Annotated in this window: 16 protein-coding genes; 4 read left to right on the top strand and 12 right to left on the bottom strand. The window is 72.9% G+C overall.

Annotated features, from left to right (window positions below):
- Positions 1–43 precede the first annotated feature (43 nt).
- Positions 44–256: a hypothetical protein gene (locus ACQP03_RS09330; RefSeq protein ID WP_357393542.1), complete on the bottom strand. Its 213-nt coding sequence runs from the start codon at positions 254–256 to the stop codon at positions 44–46.
- A gap of 135 nt (positions 257–391) precedes the next feature.
- Between ACQP03_RS09330 and ACQP03_RS09325 the strand changes: the two genes are divergently transcribed.
- The 3 genes from ACQP03_RS09325 to ACQP03_RS09315 are packed head-to-tail and all read left to right on the top strand — an operon-like array spanning position 392 to position 3,611.
- Positions 392–1,507, top strand: coding sequence for an ATP-dependent DNA ligase (locus ACQP03_RS09325; RefSeq protein WP_357393544.1), 1,116 nt, complete (start codon positions 392–394; stop codon positions 1,505–1,507).
- A 58-nt stretch (positions 1,508–1,565) separates the two neighbouring features.
- Positions 1,566–3,137 carry an alpha/beta hydrolase gene (locus tag ACQP03_RS09320; protein ID WP_357393629.1) on the top strand — a complete coding sequence of 524 codons (1,572 nt, stop codon included), beginning with the start codon at positions 1,566–1,568 and terminating at the stop codon, positions 3,135–3,137.
- Positions 3,138–3,158: 21 nt separating this feature from the next.
- Positions 3,159–3,611 carry a GNAT family N-acetyltransferase gene (locus ACQP03_RS09315; protein ID WP_357122847.1) on the top strand — a complete coding sequence of 151 codons (453 nt, stop codon included), beginning with the start codon at positions 3,159–3,161 and terminating at the stop codon, positions 3,609–3,611.
- A gap of 495 nt (positions 3,612–4,106) precedes the next feature.
- On the opposite strand, the gene ACQP03_RS09310 is transcribed toward ACQP03_RS09315, so the two are convergent.
- From ACQP03_RS09310 to ACQP03_RS09260, 11 genes are all read right to left on the bottom strand, one after another.
- Positions 4,107–4,832 carry an ABC transporter ATP-binding protein gene (locus tag ACQP03_RS09310; protein WP_357171581.1) on the bottom strand — a complete coding sequence of 242 codons (726 nt, stop codon included), beginning with the start codon at positions 4,830–4,832 and terminating at the stop codon, positions 4,107–4,109.
- An 11-nt stretch (positions 4,833–4,843) separates the two neighbouring features.
- A complete protein-coding gene (locus tag ACQP03_RS09305; protein ID WP_357171279.1) occupies positions 4,844–5,839 on the bottom strand; it encodes an ABC transporter ATP-binding protein in 996 nt (331 codons plus the stop codon).
- Position 5,840: 1 nt separating this feature from the next.
- Complete coding sequence (locus ACQP03_RS09300) at positions 5,841–8,537, bottom strand: FtsX-like permease family protein (protein ID WP_357171277.1); 2,697 nt, start codon at positions 8,535–8,537, stop codon at positions 5,841–5,843.
- A complete protein-coding gene (locus ACQP03_RS09295; protein ID WP_433460806.1) occupies positions 8,534–11,719 on the bottom strand; it encodes an FtsX-like permease family protein in 3,186 nt (1,061 codons plus the stop codon). The genes ACQP03_RS09300 and ACQP03_RS09295 overlap by 4 nt, the downstream gene beginning before the upstream one ends.
- Before the next feature lie 108 nt (positions 11,720–11,827).
- Positions 11,828–11,983 carry a hypothetical protein gene (locus ACQP03_RS09290; protein ID WP_357122834.1) on the bottom strand — a complete coding sequence of 52 codons (156 nt, stop codon included), beginning with the start codon at positions 11,981–11,983 and terminating at the stop codon, positions 11,828–11,830.
- Positions 11,980–12,195, bottom strand: coding sequence for a helix-turn-helix domain-containing protein (locus tag ACQP03_RS09285; RefSeq protein ID WP_355051732.1), 216 nt, complete (start codon positions 12,193–12,195; stop codon positions 11,980–11,982). Before ACQP03_RS09285 ends, ACQP03_RS09290 begins: the two co-directional genes overlap by 4 nt.
- On the bottom strand, positions 12,195–12,653 hold the full coding sequence (locus ACQP03_RS09280) for a DUF2975 domain-containing protein (RefSeq protein WP_355051731.1): 459 nt from the start codon (positions 12,651–12,653) through the stop codon (positions 12,195–12,197). The genes ACQP03_RS09285 and ACQP03_RS09280 overlap by 1 nt, the downstream gene beginning before the upstream one ends.
- Before the next feature lie 93 nt (positions 12,654–12,746).
- Entirely contained in the window at positions 12,747–13,484 is a 738-nt protein-coding gene (locus tag ACQP03_RS09275) for a VOC family protein (RefSeq protein ID WP_433460805.1), read from the bottom strand.
- Positions 13,485–13,543: 59 nt separating this feature from the next.
- Positions 13,544–14,770, bottom strand: coding sequence for a hypothetical protein (locus tag ACQP03_RS09270; protein WP_433460804.1), 1,227 nt, complete (start codon positions 14,768–14,770; stop codon positions 13,544–13,546).
- An 82-nt stretch (positions 14,771–14,852) separates the two neighbouring features.
- Entirely contained in the window at positions 14,853–16,103 is a 1,251-nt protein-coding gene (locus ACQP03_RS09265) for an HNH endonuclease signature motif containing protein (protein WP_363660757.1), read from the bottom strand.
- Between the two features lie 68 nt (positions 16,104–16,171).
- The gene (locus ACQP03_RS09260) at positions 16,172–16,360 is read right to left on the bottom strand and encodes a hypothetical protein (RefSeq protein ID WP_357393560.1); all 189 of its coding nucleotides are present in this window, start codon (positions 16,358–16,360) and stop codon (positions 16,172–16,174) included.
- Positions 16,361–16,448: 88 nt separating this feature from the next.
- Between ACQP03_RS09260 and ACQP03_RS09255 the strand changes: the two genes are divergently transcribed.
- Complete coding sequence (locus ACQP03_RS09255; protein WP_363660758.1) at positions 16,449–16,745, top strand: hypothetical protein; 297 nt, start codon at positions 16,449–16,451, stop codon at positions 16,743–16,745.
- Positions 16,746–16,753 lie beyond the last annotated feature (8 nt).

Below are 16,753 nucleotides of genomic sequence, written 5' to 3'. Positions count from 1 at the left end.
GTCCGATCATCGATCGGGCCGTGGGTCCGCCGGCCGCGCGGGATCAGGCGGCTTCGCGCAGGTCGGCCAGGCTCAACGGGGTACGACGCCGCAGCAGCTCTTCCAGCTCGGACACCGTGGCGACCTCGCCGAGCACGTCCCGGCCGCCACCGAACCGCTGTGGATATCGACGGGCCAGCCGGTAGCGGTAGCGGCCGCGGACCAGCTCGACGCTGACCCGCCACCGCCCGCAGCAGTCACAGACCCACTCGGCCATCCCGCGAAACTAGCTCTGACCTGCGGTTATCTGATTCGCCCGTGGGGGACGAGGGGCGCGCGGGCGGACACGCCACCGCCGCACCAGCGGTGATCTGCCTCACGGCTGTCGGTGCCGTCTGATTGACTGGTCGCCGTGGACCTGCCGATCAACCCTCCGGTCGAGCCGATGCTGGCCAAGAGCGTCGCCAAGCTACCCACCACGCCCGGTGTGACGTACGAGCCCAAGTGGGACGGGTTCCGGTGCATCGTGTTCCGCGACGGCGACGAGGTCGAGCTGGCCAGCCGGGGCGGCAAGTCGATGACCCGCTACTTCCCCGAGGTGGTCGAGCAGGCCCGCCGGCAGCTGCCCGAGCGGTGCGCGGTCGACGGCGAGCTGATCGTGATCCGGCGGGACGGGCCATCCGGTCAGCCGAGGCTGGACTTCGAGCTGCTGGCCCAGCGCATCCACCCGGCGGCGTCGCGGGTCAAGCTGCTGGCCGAGACCACGCCCGCCGACTTCGTCGCCTTCGACCTGCTGGCCGTCGGTGACGAGGCGTTGCTCGACCAGCCGTACCCGCGCCGCCGGGAGCGGCTGGTCCAGGCCCTGGCCGAGGTGCGCCCGCCGGTGCACGTCACCCAGGTCACCACCGACCCGGAGACCGCCCGCCGCTGGTTCGACGTCTTCGAGGGCGCGGGGCTGGACGGCCTGATCGTCAAGCCGGCCGACCTGACGTACGAGCCGGGCAAGCGGTTGATGTTCAAGGTCAAGCACGCCCGCACCGCCGACGCGGTGGTGGCCGGCTTCCGCTGGCACAAGTCCGGCCCGGTGGTCGGCTCGCTGCTGCTCGGCCTCTACGACGACGAGGGCGTCCTGCACCACGTCGGGGTGAGCGCGTCGTTCAGCATGGCCCGCCGGGCCGAGTTGCTCGACGAGTTGGCCCCCTACCGGGACACCGGCAGCGAGCACCCGTGGGTGCACGGCGACCACGAACGCGGTCAGCGCATCCCGGGCGGGGTGAGCCGGTGGACCGGCACCAAGAACCTGGAGTGGGAGCCGCTGCGCCCGGAACTGGTCGTCGAGGTGGGCTACGACGCGATGGAGGGCGACCGCTTCCGGCACACCGCCCAGTTCGTCCGGTGGCGACCCGACCGCGATCCCCGCTCCTGCCGCTACGACCAGCTCGACCGTCCGATCCGCTTCGACGTGGACCAGGTGCTGCGCGGCGATCCGGCGGTCACCCTGGATCGGGCCGCCACCGGTCCGGCGTAGCCTGGCCGTCGACCCGACTCCGGAGGATCACGTGAGCCGCACCGCCGACCACCCTCGGATGGCACCCGGTCGCCGGGTCCGTCACCGTTTCGTCGCCTTCGCCGTGGCGGCCCTGCTCACCGCCGGCTGCACGCTACCGGCGTTCGCGCCGCGCACCGAGGTGCAGGGTGAGGCGGCCCCGGCCGGCTCGTCGGCCACCTGGCGGCCGTGCCCGGAGGTGGCCGAGGATCTGGTGGGGCGGGGCGCACCGGACATGCGCTACGAGTGCGCGCGGATCGCCGTGCCCCGGGACTGGGGCACCGGCAGCGGGGCCACCGCCGGACCCGGCGCCGGGCAGACCTTCGAGATCGCTCTGCTGCGGGCCCGGTCCACCCGGCAGCGCGACCGCATCGGCTCCCTGGTGGTCAACCCCGGCGGACCGGGCGGCTCCGGTGTGGACACCGCCGTCTACCTCTCGTTCGGCACCCAGTTCGGTGGACTGCCCACCTCGATCACCGAGCGCTTCGACATCGTCGGCTTCGACCCGCGCGGCGTTTCCCGCTCCAGTCCGGTCAAGTGCATCTCCGACGCCGACCTGGACACGAGCTTCGGCTACGACCCCGACCCGCAGAGCCAGGCGTCGTTCGACGGCTTCGCCGGGTTGAGCCAGCGGATCGGGCGTGGTTGCGGGGACCGCTACGGCGACCAGTTGCCCCTGTACGGCAGTGAGCAGGCCGCCCGGGACATGGACGCCGTCCGCGCCGCCGTCGGTGACGACAAGCTGACCTACCTGGGTTACTCCTACGGCACGCTGCTCGGCGCCATCTACGCCCAGCTCTACCCGCAGCGGGTACGCGCGTTGGTGCTCGACGGCGCCGTCGACCCGCAGCAGCGGTTGGTGGCCGGCTCGGAGAGCCAGGCCCGCGGGTTCGAGCGGGCGTTCGACAACTTCACCCGATGGTGCGCCGCCAACGCCCCGCGCTGCCCGATCGCTCCCGACGCCCGCGCCGCCGTGACCTCGGCCATCGACAAGGCCAAGGTCTCCCCCGTCCGGGGCGACGACGGGCGGGAGGCCACCGCGGGCTGGGTCTTCTACGCGGTCATCTCGTCCCTCTACACGGAGTCCGGCTGGCAGGAGCTGGCACGGGCCATCGACCGGCTGGCCGAGGGCGACCCGAAGGACGTGTTCCGGCTCGCCGACTCGTACGCCGGGCGGGAAAGCGACGGGCACTACTCGAACCTGTTCGACGCCAACCTCGCCATCAACTGCGCAGACGAGACCGAGAAGCCGAGCCGGGAGCAGATCCGCCAGTTGCAGTCGCAGTGGCGCGCGAAGTACCCGCTGTTCGGTCCGGCGCTCGCCGTCGGCATGCTGAGCTGCGTCGAGTGGCCGGGCGGCCGGGACCCGTACCCGACCGGGCGGGCCAACGGCGCGCCACCGATCGTGGTGGTCGGCACGACCGGCGACCCCGCGACGCCGTACGAGCAGACCGGCCGGCTCGCCTCGATGCTGGGCGTGGGCCGGGTGCTCACGTGGGAGGGCGAGGGGCACACCGCGTACCCGCAGACCTCCTGCATCACCCAGGCCGTCGACGCGTACCTGCTCGACCTGACCGTTCCCCGCGAGGGCCTGCGCTGCCCGGCCAAGTGACGTTGTGCCAGGCTGACCGGTATGAGCGACATGATCTTCCGGGAGGCTGTCCGCGCGGACCTGCCCGCCGTCATCGCCCTGCTCGCCGACGACGTCCTGGGCAAGGCTCGTGACTTCACCCAGGTCGACGAGGCGTACGAACGGGCGTTCGCCGACATCAGCGCCGACCCGCGCAACTTCCTGATCGTCGCCGAGCAGGACGGCGACCTGGTCGGGTGCCTACAGATCACCTACATCCCGGGGCTGGGCCGGCACGGTGCCGAGCGCTCCCTCATCGAGTCGGTCCGGGTGCGCTCCGACCGGCGCGGGCAAGGGCTCGGCCGGCAGATGATGGCCTGGGTCATCGACCAGGCCCGGCGGCGGGGCTGCGCCCTGGTCCAGCTCACCACCGACAAGTCCCGTACCGACGCGCACCGCTTCTATCTGGGCCTCGGCTTCAGAGCCAGCCACGAAGGCATGAAGCTTCCGCTCTGACCCGCCCGAGACGCCGGGCCGCCCGCCTACGCCGCCCCGCCGGTAGCGCCGGCAGGGCGGGGGCCCCTGACAGGTGGTCGACGGCTCGGGCCCCAGGTTGCCACTGGACGCCTGTCGAGCTGCCCCAGATGTGGGGCGCAGCGATCCACGCCGACGGCCTGGCCCGGCACTCACCTAGGCCAACCACATCAACCGCCGACACAGCACCCACCAACGCCAACCACATCACGGCCGACCCGGCACCCGCTGACGCACAATGGCTGGCACAGGCACCCGCCGCACGCCAACCGCGCGCCCCATTTCTGGGGCAGCTCGACAGGGAGCGGACAGACCTAGTGGTCCGCCCTGACCGAGTCGACGGCCCAGCGCACCGGCGACCAGGCACCGGCCACCGGCTGCCAGCCACCGGCGGCCGGCGGCCGGCGGCCGGCGGCCGGCGGCCGGCGGCCGGCTCAGACCGCCGCTCAGCAGGCCGTTGCGGGCGGCGGGCGTTGGTCAGCCGTCGACTAGCCGGCCGTCGCGCAGGACGAGGACCCGGTCGGCGAGGTCGATCAGGGCCGGGTCGTGCGTGGCGACCAGGGCTGTCATGCCTCGCGCGTGCACCACCGCGCGAAGCAGGTCCATGATGGACCGTCCCGTCTCCGAGTCGAGCTGACCGGTGGGCTCGTCGGCGATGAGCAGGTCCGGTTCGTTGGCGAGCGCACGGGCGAGGGCGACCCGCTGCTGCTGGCCGCCGGAGAGCTCGTACGGGCGCTGGGCGGCGTGCCCACCCAGGCCCACCAGTTCGAGCAGCACCGCGACGCGCTCTTCGCGCTCGGCGGCCGGCACCTGCGCCAGCCGCAACGGCACGCCGACGTTCTCGGCGGCGGAGAGGATCGGCACCAGCCCGAAGGTCTGGAAGACGAACCCGACCGTGCCCCGGCGCAGCCGCAACAACTCGGCCTCCCCGGCCGAGGTCACCTCGTGCCCGGCCACCACCACCTGGCCGCTGTCCGGCCGGTCCAGCCCGCCGATGAGGTTCAGCAACGTGGTCTTGCCGGCACCCGAGCGACCGCGGATGGCGATCAGCTCGCCGCGGTTGGCGGTGAACGAGACGTCCCGCACCGCGTGCACGGCGTGCTCACCACGGCCGAAGGTGCGGCTCACCCCGCTGACCCGGACCACCTCGGCGGGCGGCACACCCGGCCCGCCAGCAGTCGAGGCCGCTCCCGCGACCGCCATGTCCTGATAGTTCACGCCCGTGCCTCCCGCTCCTCCGAGACCCGGTCACCGGGCCGTACCTGCACATGGTCGGGCTCCAGATCGAGCCGGACCCGCTCCTTCAGCGACAGCGCGTCGACGAACGCGGCCGGCAGTTGCATCCGGCCGTTGCGGTCCAGCACCGCGTACTCCTCGCTGACCAGTTCGGTGTTGCCGTCCGCGTCGACGCGCGCGGTCCGGCGTACCTCGGAAGCGGTTCGACCGTCGCGGATCGCGACGGTCCGGCGGACCTGGGTGGCGACGGCGTGGTCGTGGGTGACGACCACGATGGTCACGCCCAGCTCGGCGTTGATCGTGCGCAGCGCCCCGAAGACCTCCGCGCCGGTGGCCTCGTCCAGCTCACCGGTCGGCTCGTCGGCGAAGAGCACCTCGGGGTCGTTGGCCACGGCCACCGCCACCGCCACCCGCTGCTGCTCGCCGCCGCTGAGCTGACCGGGCCGCCGCTGCGCGCCGTAGCCCACGCCGACCAGGTCGAGCAGTTCCCGGGCCCGTTCCCGGCGGGCCCGCGCCGAACGCTTGCCCGCCAACTGCATCGGCAGTTCGACGTTCTCCTGCGCGGTGAGGTACGGCAGCAGGTTGCGGCCGGTCTGCTGCCAGACGAACCCGACCAACTGCCGTCGGTAGCTCAACCGACGCTTCGCGGAGAGCGAGAGCAGGTCGTAGTCGGCCACCCGGGCGATGCCGGCGGTCGGCGTGTCGAGGCCGGAGAGGATGTTGAGCAGGGTCGACTTGCCCGAGCCGGACGCGCCGACGATCGCCACCAGCTCACCCCGGTCGATGACCAGGTCGAGCCCCTGTAGGGCGACCACCTCCACCCCCTCGGTCTTGAAGATGCGCACCAGACCGTCGCAGACGATGTGGCCACGCAGGCGGTCCTGCCCGCCGGCCCGCTCGGCGGCGCGTTGCGCGGCCCGCTGCTGCAGGGAAGCCAAATCGGGCACCAGGGCACTCTGGGCGGTAACGGTCATCTCAGCTCTCCTCTCCGAGCCGGAGCACCTCGCCGAGGCGCAACCGGCGGTTGTTCAGGGCCTCGACGGCGACCGCGAAGCCAAGGGCGATCGCGCCGAGCGCGACCACCGCGACGACCAGCCCGGGTTCGAACGCCACCCGGACCGGCACTCCGCCGGTGAACGCGGACAGGCCGAGCACCGGATTGAGCACCAGGGGGAGCACCGCGCCGACCAGCGCTCCGGTCAGCACCGACACCCCGACCAGCGGGGTCAGCTCGACCAGCAGCAGCCCCCGCCACTGCCGGCGGGACAGCCCGAGGGTGCGCAGCCGGGACAGCACCTGCCCCCGGGCCCGCGCCCCGGCCAGCACGGTGAACGCGATGGCCAGCAGGCCGAGGACCGTCCCGCCGGCGGCGCCGCCCACGAACCCGAAGGCCAGGACGCCGTTCGCGCCACCGTCCGCGAGCTGGTGTCGTACGCCCGCCCGGGTGTCGACGGTGACTCCCAGTGGCCGTGCCCGACCGGTGACCGCCCCCTGCTGCTGGAAGCGCAACTGACCCTCGTCACCGGCCTGCCGCAGCGCCTCCGCGTCGAGCCGGTCGCCGGCGACGAGCAGGCTGGTCGGCGCCGGTTGGGTGGCCCGCTGCGGCAGCGCCTGCCAGGGCAGGATCACGAACCGGCTGGTGCTCGCCGGCAGCAGGGGGAAACCGTCCTGCGCGCCGGCCACCCGGAACTCGTACCGCTGGCCCTGCACCGAGACGAACGCCGAGTCCCGCAGACCCGTCCGCGCCAGGTCGGCGGCGACGGCCGGTGACACGATCGCGGGCAGCGCCCCCGCTTCGGCGTGGGCGGTGCGCAACGGCTCCGGCACCCGGACGTCCACCCCGGACTCACCGGTCACCGTGGCCAGACCGGGACCGTCGACGAGCAGCACGGTGGTCTGGCCGATCCGCGCGTCGGTGCCGACCTCGTCGGCCGCCAGCCGCTGGTCCGGCTCGATGAGCACCGGTGTGGCGGCCTGGACGCCGGGCAGACCGTTCAGCGCGTCGACCGTGTCCGGGGCGAAGCGTTCCCCCCGGATCAGCGCGTCGGCGGGAACGACCTGTTCGGCGGCCCGGCCCCGGCTCGCGTCGACGCCGCCGGCGACGACCGCGCAGAAGGCCGCCGTGCCGATCGCCAGGACCACGACGACCAGCGGCGCGGCGACCGCCGACCGGCCGGCCCGTGCGGTGCCGAGGAAGGTCACGCTGCCGCGGGTACGCGCGGCGAGCCGACTGACCAGCAACAACGGCCACGGGTACGCACGCAGCGCGAGCACCGCCGCGGCGACCGCGAGCAGCACCGGCACCGACACGAGCAGCGGGTCGACCTCGCCGAGGGTGAGCCCGCGCCGGCGCAGCAGCACGGCGGCGAGCCCGGCCAGCACCAGCAGGAAGACCTCGACGGTCAGCCGGCGAGTCGACGGACGCATCCGGACCAGGTCCCGGCGGGCCGCGCCGACGCCCTGCACCGTCAGCGTCGCCAACGGCAGGGCCAGGGTGACCAGCAGGGTCACCACGGCGGCGTACGGCGCGGTCGGGTCGGGCGTACCGGGGAAGAGGGTGCCCAACCACCAGCCGACCGCCGCGGCGACCGGCACCACCAGCAGTGACTCGGCGAGGCTGCGGCGCGCGCCGGCGGTGGCCGCGCCGCCACGGGCCCGGATGAGGGCGAACTCCGAGCGGCGTCGGCGGGTGGACAGGGTCGCCGCGAGCAGGATCAGCCCGGCCAGGGTGGCCAGGACGCCCGCACCGACCACCGCGAGCAGGGTCCGGGCGGAGTTCACCTGGGCGGCGAACGCGCGCAGCGGGATGTCGACCGCCTGCGTCAACGTGAGACCGGGCGGAACGTGTCGCTGCAACTGTTGCAGGCCCTCGATCATCTGGTCGAGCTGGCGCGCGCTGATCCGATCCACGCCGAGCCGGTAACGCCACTGCGTACGCACCGGCCAGCCGGCCGCGGCCCCCTTGTCGAGGACCACCGGGGCGACCACGCCGACGCCGATGAAGGGCTGGCCGTCGCCCTCCGGTTCGACGACCTGGAGCACCTGCGGCAGACCGCCCCAGGCGCCACTCGCGCGGTCGACCGGTCGGAACAGCCCGGCCACCACCATGGGTGTCGGTTTGCCGCCGTCGTCGGGCTGACCCAGGTCGAGTCGGCTACCGACGCGCAGGTTGAGCTTGCGCGCCACGTCCGCGTCGAGAGCCAGCTCGATGGGTCGGCCGGCGACGTAGGTCTCGTTCGGCCAGGCGCCCTCGACGAGGGTGCTCTCCTGCTGGATGCCGGGCATGGCGCGCAGACCGAGGTGGACCAGCAGGTTGCGGGCCTTCAGGTCGGGACCGACCACCAGGTTCGGCGTGGTGTCCACGCTGAACCAGCGCTCGGTGACGGCGGACCGTAGCTGCGGTGGCATCTCCTCGACCAGGCTGTCGAACTGCTTGCGGGCTCCGGGCATGACCGGTGCCGCAGCGGTGTCGACCTCCCCGGTGGCGTAGTTGAGATCCCGGCGGTCAGCCGACTCGCTGTTGAGCTGCGCCCGCAGGCCCTCTTCGGCGAGCCGGTTGACCAGTCGGGGCACCCCGCTGACCAGCAGCGTGACCACCAGGGTCAGCACCGCCAGAAGCAGGAACTGCCCGCCGTACGCCCGGACCCGGCGGGCGGCCGCGCCGACGCTCATCGTTCTCCCCCGATTCGCAGCTGCACCGCCGCCACCCGCTGTCGGATGCCGGTGGCGATGAACGCGCTGAAGGCGAGCGCCGCCAGCAGCAGGCCGACCGCGGTCAGGCCGATGGGCACCCAGGGCAGCGCGAACGCCGCCGGGGGCACCGGCCGGCCGGCGGCCGGAGTGAGGATGACCAGCGGAGCCATGGTGGCCCCGACCACGGCGCCGAGCAGCAGCCCGACGCCGACGCCGATACCGGCCAGGAAGGTCTGCTCGGCCAGCAGCGCCCGGGCCAGCAGCCGGGGCGTCGCGCCGAGGGTGGTCAGCACGGCGAACTCGCTCAGCCGACGCCGTGCGGTGGCCCACACGTCGACCATGAGGCCCACCAGGGCGAGCAGTACCGCGCCGAGCGCGGCGGCGAGCATCCCGGTGCGTGAGCCCCGCCAGTACGGGTCGTCGGCGGCGGCCGCGATCTCGGCGCGCCGGTCGAGGACGGTGACGCCGGCCAGTTCACCGGCGGCGCGGGTGGCGGCCGCCGGGTCGTCGGCGCCGATCCACCACTCGGGTGTGTTCCGGACGGTTCCACCACCGCGGACCAGCGCCTCGACCGCTGCGGGCAGGTCGAGCAGTACGCCCTCCCCCGAGGTGGTCGGCACGGAGCTCAGCTCACCGATCAGCCGGGCCGGCACGGACGCGCCGGCAAGGGCCAGGGTGAAGGTGTCGCCGGTGTGCAGGCTCATCGCGTCGCGCACAGCGGGCGTCATGAGGACCGGAACGGGCGCGATCTGCCCGGCGGGCACGATGGCGAAACGGGTGGGCGGATGGAATGCGTACTGTCCATCGGGAATCGAGTCCACCGGATAGTCGGCGACGACGCCCCGCGCGCTGGACCGGGCCGGGATGGGCGGGTTACCGCCGGCGGTGGTGTTCCAGGCCCCGGTCAGCTCGGCGGGCCGCTTGGCGCCGTCCGCGCCGACCAACGTCAACCCGTCCACCTGGAGCCGGTACGAGTTTCCGGCGTCCGCTCCGCCGTCGGCCTCGAATCCGGCCAGTCGCAGTCGCGCGTCTCCCACGTCGGGTAGCCGCACGGTGAACGGCGTCTCCCGTCCGTCGCTGGTGGCGTCGACGGCCGGCAGCCGGTAGGCCGACCCGTCGCTGCTGGTGACCAGCAGCGACACGGTGACCTTCAGCGGGCGGGAGAGCCCGTTGACGGGCGTGCGAGCCGTACCGGTGATCGCTCGGGTGCCGGCGGGCAGTTCGAGGCCGCCGGGAGCGCCCCGGGCCGCGATCATCCGCTGGTACTGCGTCGACGCCGGATCGGCGCTCAGCCGGTCGGCGAGCCGGACGACGCCCCCCGCGCCGGCCGCGTCGAAGCCGATCACGGTGACGGGCAGGTCGCCGCGACCGACGCGCATCTCGTCGCGCCACACCGGCAGCGCCCGGCGCACGCCCGGCAGCGCGGCGAGTTCACCGGCCCGGGTCACCGGGGCGGCGCCGCCGCGCTCGGTCACCCGCAGGTCCGCGCCGACCGTGTGGCCGGCCTGCTCGACCTGGGACCGTTCCCCGGTGCTGACCAGGGACCAGGCGAGCGTGCTGCCGCCGACGGCGAGGGCGAGCAGCAGCACCGGCCCGGCGTGGGGACGCCGGCCGGCCTGCCACATGCCCAGCATGGTGGCGGTCCACGGTCGCCGGTCGACGAACCGTTCGGCGAACCGGGTGAGCGGCGGGAGCACCCGCAGTGCCAGCACCGCCCCGGCCAGCACACCCAGGGTCGGGGCGGCGACCAGCAGCGGGTCCAGTCCGAGCCGGCCGTTCGAGCCGGCGAGCGGCGAGGCGTACCGGCGGAGCTGCACCCAGGCGAGCACGGCGAGTGCCACGAGCACCAGGTCGACGCTCGCGCGCTGGATGCTCGCCGACCGGTTCGGGCGGGATCGGGCGGCCATGTCGGCCACGTACGTGCCGGAGCCCCGCAGCGTCGGCGCGACCATGGCGACCAGGCAGCCGGCGGCCGTCGCGGCGGCCGCGGCCCAGATCAGGGTGGTGTTACCGCCGGCGGTGGAGAGTTCCGCCGCGCCGCCGGGCCGGACGAACCGCAGCGCCTCTCCGGCGATCACCGGCCCGAGCAGGGCGGCCGGGGCCACGACCAGGGTCGCCTCGCGGGCGGCCAGGCCGGCCAGTTGGCGGCGGGCGGCACCACGGGCGCGCAGCAGCGCGGTCTGCGGACGACGGTCCTCGTGCAGGAGCGCGGCGACCAGCACCAGCGCGTAGCCGCCGAGCACCAGGATGAGCAGCAGCGGGGTAGCCAACGCGGAGCGGCCCACCAGGTCGGCTCGGGCGATCCGGTCCAGCAGTTGGTCGATCTTCGTGGTGACCTGCCCCGAGCTGCCCAGTTCGGCGGCCTCGGGCACCGCGACCGCGGCCGCGCTGACGGAGGCCCGTACGGCGGGCAGGTCGGCGGCGTCGACACCGCCGAGGTCCGGTTCGGCCAGCCAGGACGCCGTCACCGAGCCCGGAAAGAGGGTGGTGAAGTCGGCCGGGTCCAGCGCGAACGGCCCGTACGAGGTACCGGACCCGACGCTGCCCGTACCCACACCGGGGGCCAGCAGCCAGTACGCCTCGGTCGGGTCGCGGGGCCGCCAGGTGCCGGCGAGCACCACCGCGCTGGCCTTCTCGGTGGCGCGGTCCCGCAGCGGAATCCGCGCGCCGACGGTCAGGCCGAGTGTCGTGGCGACCCGCTCCGGCAGGCTCACCTGGGCCGGCTTCGCTCCGGCGCGGGGCCAGGCCCCGTTGGTCAGCTCGGCGTGCGCGGTCAGGCCCTCGAGAGTGGCCAGGTTCGCGAAGATGGGATCGGTGCCCTTGCGCGGCACCGAGCCGAGATCGCCGGTCAGTTCCCGGCCGGTGCCGTACCGCGCGGCGGAGACGGCGACCGGCACTCCGGCGAGCCCGTCGGCGAACTGTGCCCGCGCCGCCCCGTCACGCTTGGCGAACTCGGCGGCGTCGCGGCCGCCGGACCCACTGACCAACAGGCCGCGTTCCTCGACCGGCGACGCCGCGACCAACGCGCGTTGTCCGGCGTCCACCGCGCGTCGGTTGTAGTCCGACAGGCCGGTGACCAACGCTACGGCGACCAAGGCGGCGAGCACCGCGGCAAACAGCAGTCCCCGCGCCTCGCGGGCCCGCCTCCACACCAGCTTCATCCGACGCCTCCCCTGGCCCTGGTGGGCCGACGACCTTCAAGACAGGTCACCTACGGGGAAAGGTTCGCGCCCGTTACATGATCGTTATTACGAGAACGGCCGGCGCGGTCACGCGCCGCGTCGGGCCGCCCGTACGGCGAAGGCGATCGCGCCCACGACGAGCAATGCGCCGATGAGCTGGAGGCCCGGCGAGTCGTCGGCCCCTCCGTACACGACGGCGGTGACGCCGAGGGCGACGGCCGCGATGGCGACGACGTACCTCATGCGGTCTCCTCCTCGACCCATTCGAGGAGGTCTCCGGGCTGGCATTCGAGCACCCGGCACATCGCTTCGAGGGTGCTGAAGCGGACGGCCTTGGCGCGGCCGTTCTTGAGCACCGCCACGTTCGCCGGGGTGAGCCCGACGCGCTCGGCGAACTCGCCGACGCTCATCTTCCGCTTGGCCAACTCGACGTCGATCCGGACGACGATGGGCATCAGATCACCGCTTCCATGTCGGTCCGTAGCGTGGTGGCCTGCCGCAGCAGGGCGCGCATGACCACCATGAGGAGGCCCAGCACGGTGACGCCCACCGTCAGCAGGAACAGCAGGAGCGGCAGTCCGGGGTCGTCGGCGTTGAACCCGACGTAGAGGAAGACGCCCACCAGCACCAGCCACGCGGCGGCGATGGCCCAGACGATGGCGTCCACCCACTTCAGCGACGCCTCGGTGAAGATGCGGTCGTTCTTGACCAGGCTGAGCAGCTGCCACGTCGCGACGATCACCACCTGGACGCAGAGCACCCAGAAGACCGTCACGATCGTCGCCGGCCACCGGAGGTACGCGTCCTGTGGCGACTCCTGCGCCATGTGCGCGAACTGCCCCGGCAGCGAGAGGGTCTGGAAGAGGACCAGGACCCCGAACAGCACCAGGAGGAACACTCGGAGAGCGGACACCGCTCGACGTTCAACAAACATGCATCGAGTCTCGCTCGTAACCTATCGAAAGTCAATCGGTGCGGCGATTGACGTGCGGCGGTGCCACGCGGATCACATCGGGGTGAGGAGACAGAACTCGTTGCCCTCCGGATCGGCGAAGACCTTCCACGGAATCGTGCTGTCGCCCAGGTCGATCGGGGTCGCGCCGAGAGCCCGCAGTCGCGCCGCCTCGGCCTCCATCTCGTCGTTCGGGTACGGGCGTACGTCGAGGTGGACACGGTTCCACCCCGTCTTGACGTCGGGCGTCCGCAGAAACTGCAGGTACGGACCCACGCCCCGGGACGAGCGCAGGACCGCGCTGTCGTCGGTCACCTTGTGCACGGTCCAGTCCGTCGCCTCGCCCCAGAAACGGGCCATGGCTCTCGGGTCCGCGCAGTCGACCACCACGGAGGCGATCGGGCCGGTGTCCTGGTCCGGGTCGTGCCAGTCCAGCACGCAGAACTCGTTGCCCTCCGGGTCGGCCAGGACGATCCACGACACGTCCCCCTGACCCACGTCGACGGGCGTCGCGCCGAGCTCCTTCAGGCGCGCGACGACCTGGGCCTGGTGCGCCGCCGAGGTCGTCGCCAGGTCCACGTGCACGCGGTTCTTTCCCGTCTTGGGCTCGTCGGAGACGACGATGTCGATAAAGACGGCGACGGGATCGGGATAGCCGATGCCCTTCGGTTCGAGGTTGGTCACCCCGGGCCCCTCGCTGGACATCTCCCAGCCGAGCACCTCGGCCCAGAACTGGCCGAGTGCCACCTCGTCCCGAGCCTTCATGTTGATCTGCACAAGCCGCGTCGCCATGGCGGCGATGCTATCGATGCTCGCGCGCCCTATGCAGCCCTATTCAGGTCGACCGCCGGTCACGCGCCGGAGGCCCGACCCGGGTCGTTCATCTGGCGACGGAACGCGAGGTACGCGGTCAGGTTCGCCAGCAGCATCACCACTCCGATCGCCGAGGCCAGGAGCCCGACGTCGAGGCTCGGCAGCGCGACGAAAGTCAGGGCGGCGAGCACGATGGCGAAGATGTTCAGGAAGGTGAAGGCCAGCACCAGTTCGTTGAGGAGGCGGGACCGGCGGTCCTGGAGGCGGCCGACCAGTTGCTGGTGCAGCGTCCGGACGAAGTCGAGCCGCTCGTCCAGCGTGGTGAGGACGAGCCGGAACTTCCACTGCTGCTCCAGCGCGTTCCACACGGTGCCGCCGGCCGCGTCGAGGTGCGCCTCCACCGACGAATAGCCGAGCCGGAACAGGCGGATGCGGTGGTAGCCGCCGAGAATGCGCTTGGCCTGGTCTTCGAGAGCGCTCATGGACAGGCCGCCACGCCCGGGGTCGATCTGGGACAGCTCCGCCGAGAGCACCGCGTCGTAGCGTAGGGCCGCAGCCCAGCAGACGTGATGCACCCCGGTCAGCCGCGCCAACAGCAGGGCCGGGCGCGACCCGAAGTCACTGACCACGGCCGTGGTGTGCGAGCCGACCCGCAGAACGCCGTCGGAGATGCCGTCGGGCGTGCAGTCCACGCCGTCCGGGCTGAACCGCTCGGCGATGGCCCGTCGGCGTGCTGGATCGCAGTCCGGATCGACCCGGACGGCGAAGGTGGTGTTGGCCCAGAGGACGAACACCTCGTCGGTACCGGCCGGCGCCGGCAGGACGGCGCGCAGGAGCCGCGTCACCGCGGGCAGCATCCGCTGCACCGGCGGGGCGACCTCGGCAACCACGTCGTCGACGCCGCTGACGATGCCGTCCGGCAGTTGGTAGGTGACGCAGACCAGGCCACAGTCGACGTTCCAGAGGCTGATCCGGGCCGAGACCACCTGCCACGCGCCGGATTCCGTGGTGGGCGACAGCGCGGGATCGATCTCCTGCCCGGCGGTCCGCAGGATCTCCTCGCCACCGCTGATCTCCATCGTCGGCCGGGGCATGCTGCCGAGCAGGTCGTCGAGGAGCCGTTGACCGTAGGGCTGCAACGCCAGGTCGTCGAGGCCGTCGGTGACGCTCCACCCCGTGGGCACGTCACCCTCGGCCGGGGCCGGCGCGGAGAGCTGACACGGGAAGTAGGCGAGCACCCGTACCGACGTGACATCCGTGAGCATCAGCCACCTCTCCCCCGACCAGCGCCTTGCAGGGTATCGACAATGTCAACTGGCTCGGCCGGTGCGGATGCCACCCTGCGGACTATGTGCGGCGGTGGAATTCGTTGCGGCGCGGGAGCTGGTCGGGATCGAGCCAGGCCGGCGGCACGAACTCCGGGTGGCCGTCGTCGCCGAGTCGCACCACCCAGTCGGTCTGGTGGGCGTGCCGGTGGTGGTGGCCGCAGAGCAGGACGGCGTTGTCGAGGCTGGTCGGTCCGCCGTCGGCCCAGTGGCGGATGTGGTGGGCGGCGCACCAGCGCGGCGGCCGGTCGCAGCTCGGGAACGCGCAGCCCCCGTCGCGCAGCACCAGTGCCCGGCGCAGCGGCCCGGTGACGAGTCGTCGTTGCCGGCCGACATCGAGGACCTGACCGCCACCGCCGAGTACGGCCGGCAGGATGGCGGCGTCGCAGGCCAGCCGCCGCACCGTGTCGGGGGTGAGCCGCAGGCCGACGTCGAGCGTGCCCGCGCCCAACTGCCGGGTCAGCCCGTCGAAGCTGGTGGTGACGACGAGCTGCGCGGGGTCGCCGCCGGTCTCGGGCAGCTCGCCGGTGCGCAGCGCCAGTCGGCACACGTCCGCGAGGGCATCGTGGCGACGCTGACCAGCGCAGCGGTTGTCGTCCGGCCCGGCGGGCGCGCTCAGCGGGTCGATGGCGGCGCGGAGCAGCGCGGCGGCCTCGGCGTCGAGGATGCCGCTGAGCCGGAGCCGCCCACCGGTCTGCTCGGAGACGGTGACGTGCCGGTCGCGGGCCGCCCGGGCGTCCTCGGCGGCCAGGGCTGCCGCGTCGGCGGCGTCGGCTAGACCGGGAGCGACGTGATCGAGGATGCGGGTGCCCATCCGCCGCAGCAGCGTCGGATCGAACTGCCCCGCCCACTCGACGAGCACCCCGACCGCCTTGTCGGCCACCTCCGCACCCGCCACGGCTGACACCGTGGCGGCCGTGTCGGCGATGACCCGGGCCTGCTCCACGCTGACCGTGCCGTCCGTCAGCGCCTGGCGCACACCTGGCGGCGCGACGTCGACCGAGGCCGCGAGGGCGACCAGCCGGCGCGCGGCGGCGATGTCGACTCGCAGCCGCTCACGCAGCCAAACCGCCGTCGAGGACGCCCCCTGCGCGACAGCCGTGCCCCGACCGTCCAACTCACGGATCGCCGCCAACTGCACCGCCGCCAGCCGCTGCGTCAGCCGGTGGCTGGCGTCGAGCGCCGCGATCAGATCGTGGTCAGCGAGGGCCCAGACGGCGGTGTCGGCACACGCCGCCACCGCCCGGTCCGCCCGCGCCAGCTCATCGAGCACAGGCAAATTCTAGAACAGGTGTACGACAAGAACGCGCCGCCGCGTTCGCGACGTGCGCCGCCGATCGGTCAACTGGTCGTGGACTCCGGACGGTACTTCCTGATCCACGCCTCGACGTCCGACCTCCGCCAGACCTTGCCCATCGCCAGCACGGCGACCGGCTCCGGGAAGTTGCGCTGGTTGGCGATGACCGACGCGCGCTGCCGCGACACGTTCCCGAGCATCACCCGGATCTCCGCTACGCCAACCAAGTCCACACGTTGACGATGACAGCGGCGCTGTCCGCCCACTCCGACAACTACGCAGGCTGTTGACACCGGCAACAGCATCACCCACGATGGGGTGATGCCTTCGCCGAACGAGCCGCCGGTCCCGTACGTCCAGCGGAGAGCGATCCGCCCGCACACGCCGATGCGCCCGCTGTGGTTGTGCCGCGTCTGCGCGGCCGCCTGGCCGTGCCCGCCGGCCCGACTGCTGCTGACGATGCAGTACCGGCGGGATCGGGTGGGGTTGTCGGTCTACCTGGCGAGCCAGTTGTTCGAGGCGACGGCCGACCTGCTCAAGCTGAACCCGGACGCGGTACCCGACCCTCGGGAGCTGTTCGACAGGTTTGTGGCGTGGACGGCTCGGCCGCCCTCGTGACGACGGAC

The sequence above is a fragment of the Micromonospora sp. CA-248212 genome (assembly GCF_050948405.1).
Classification (GTDB): domain Bacteria; phylum Actinomycetota; class Actinomycetes; order Mycobacteriales; family Micromonosporaceae; genus Micromonospora.
Note: the sequence above shows the minus strand (reverse complement) of the source record. Positions and strands in the feature narration are given on the sequence as shown.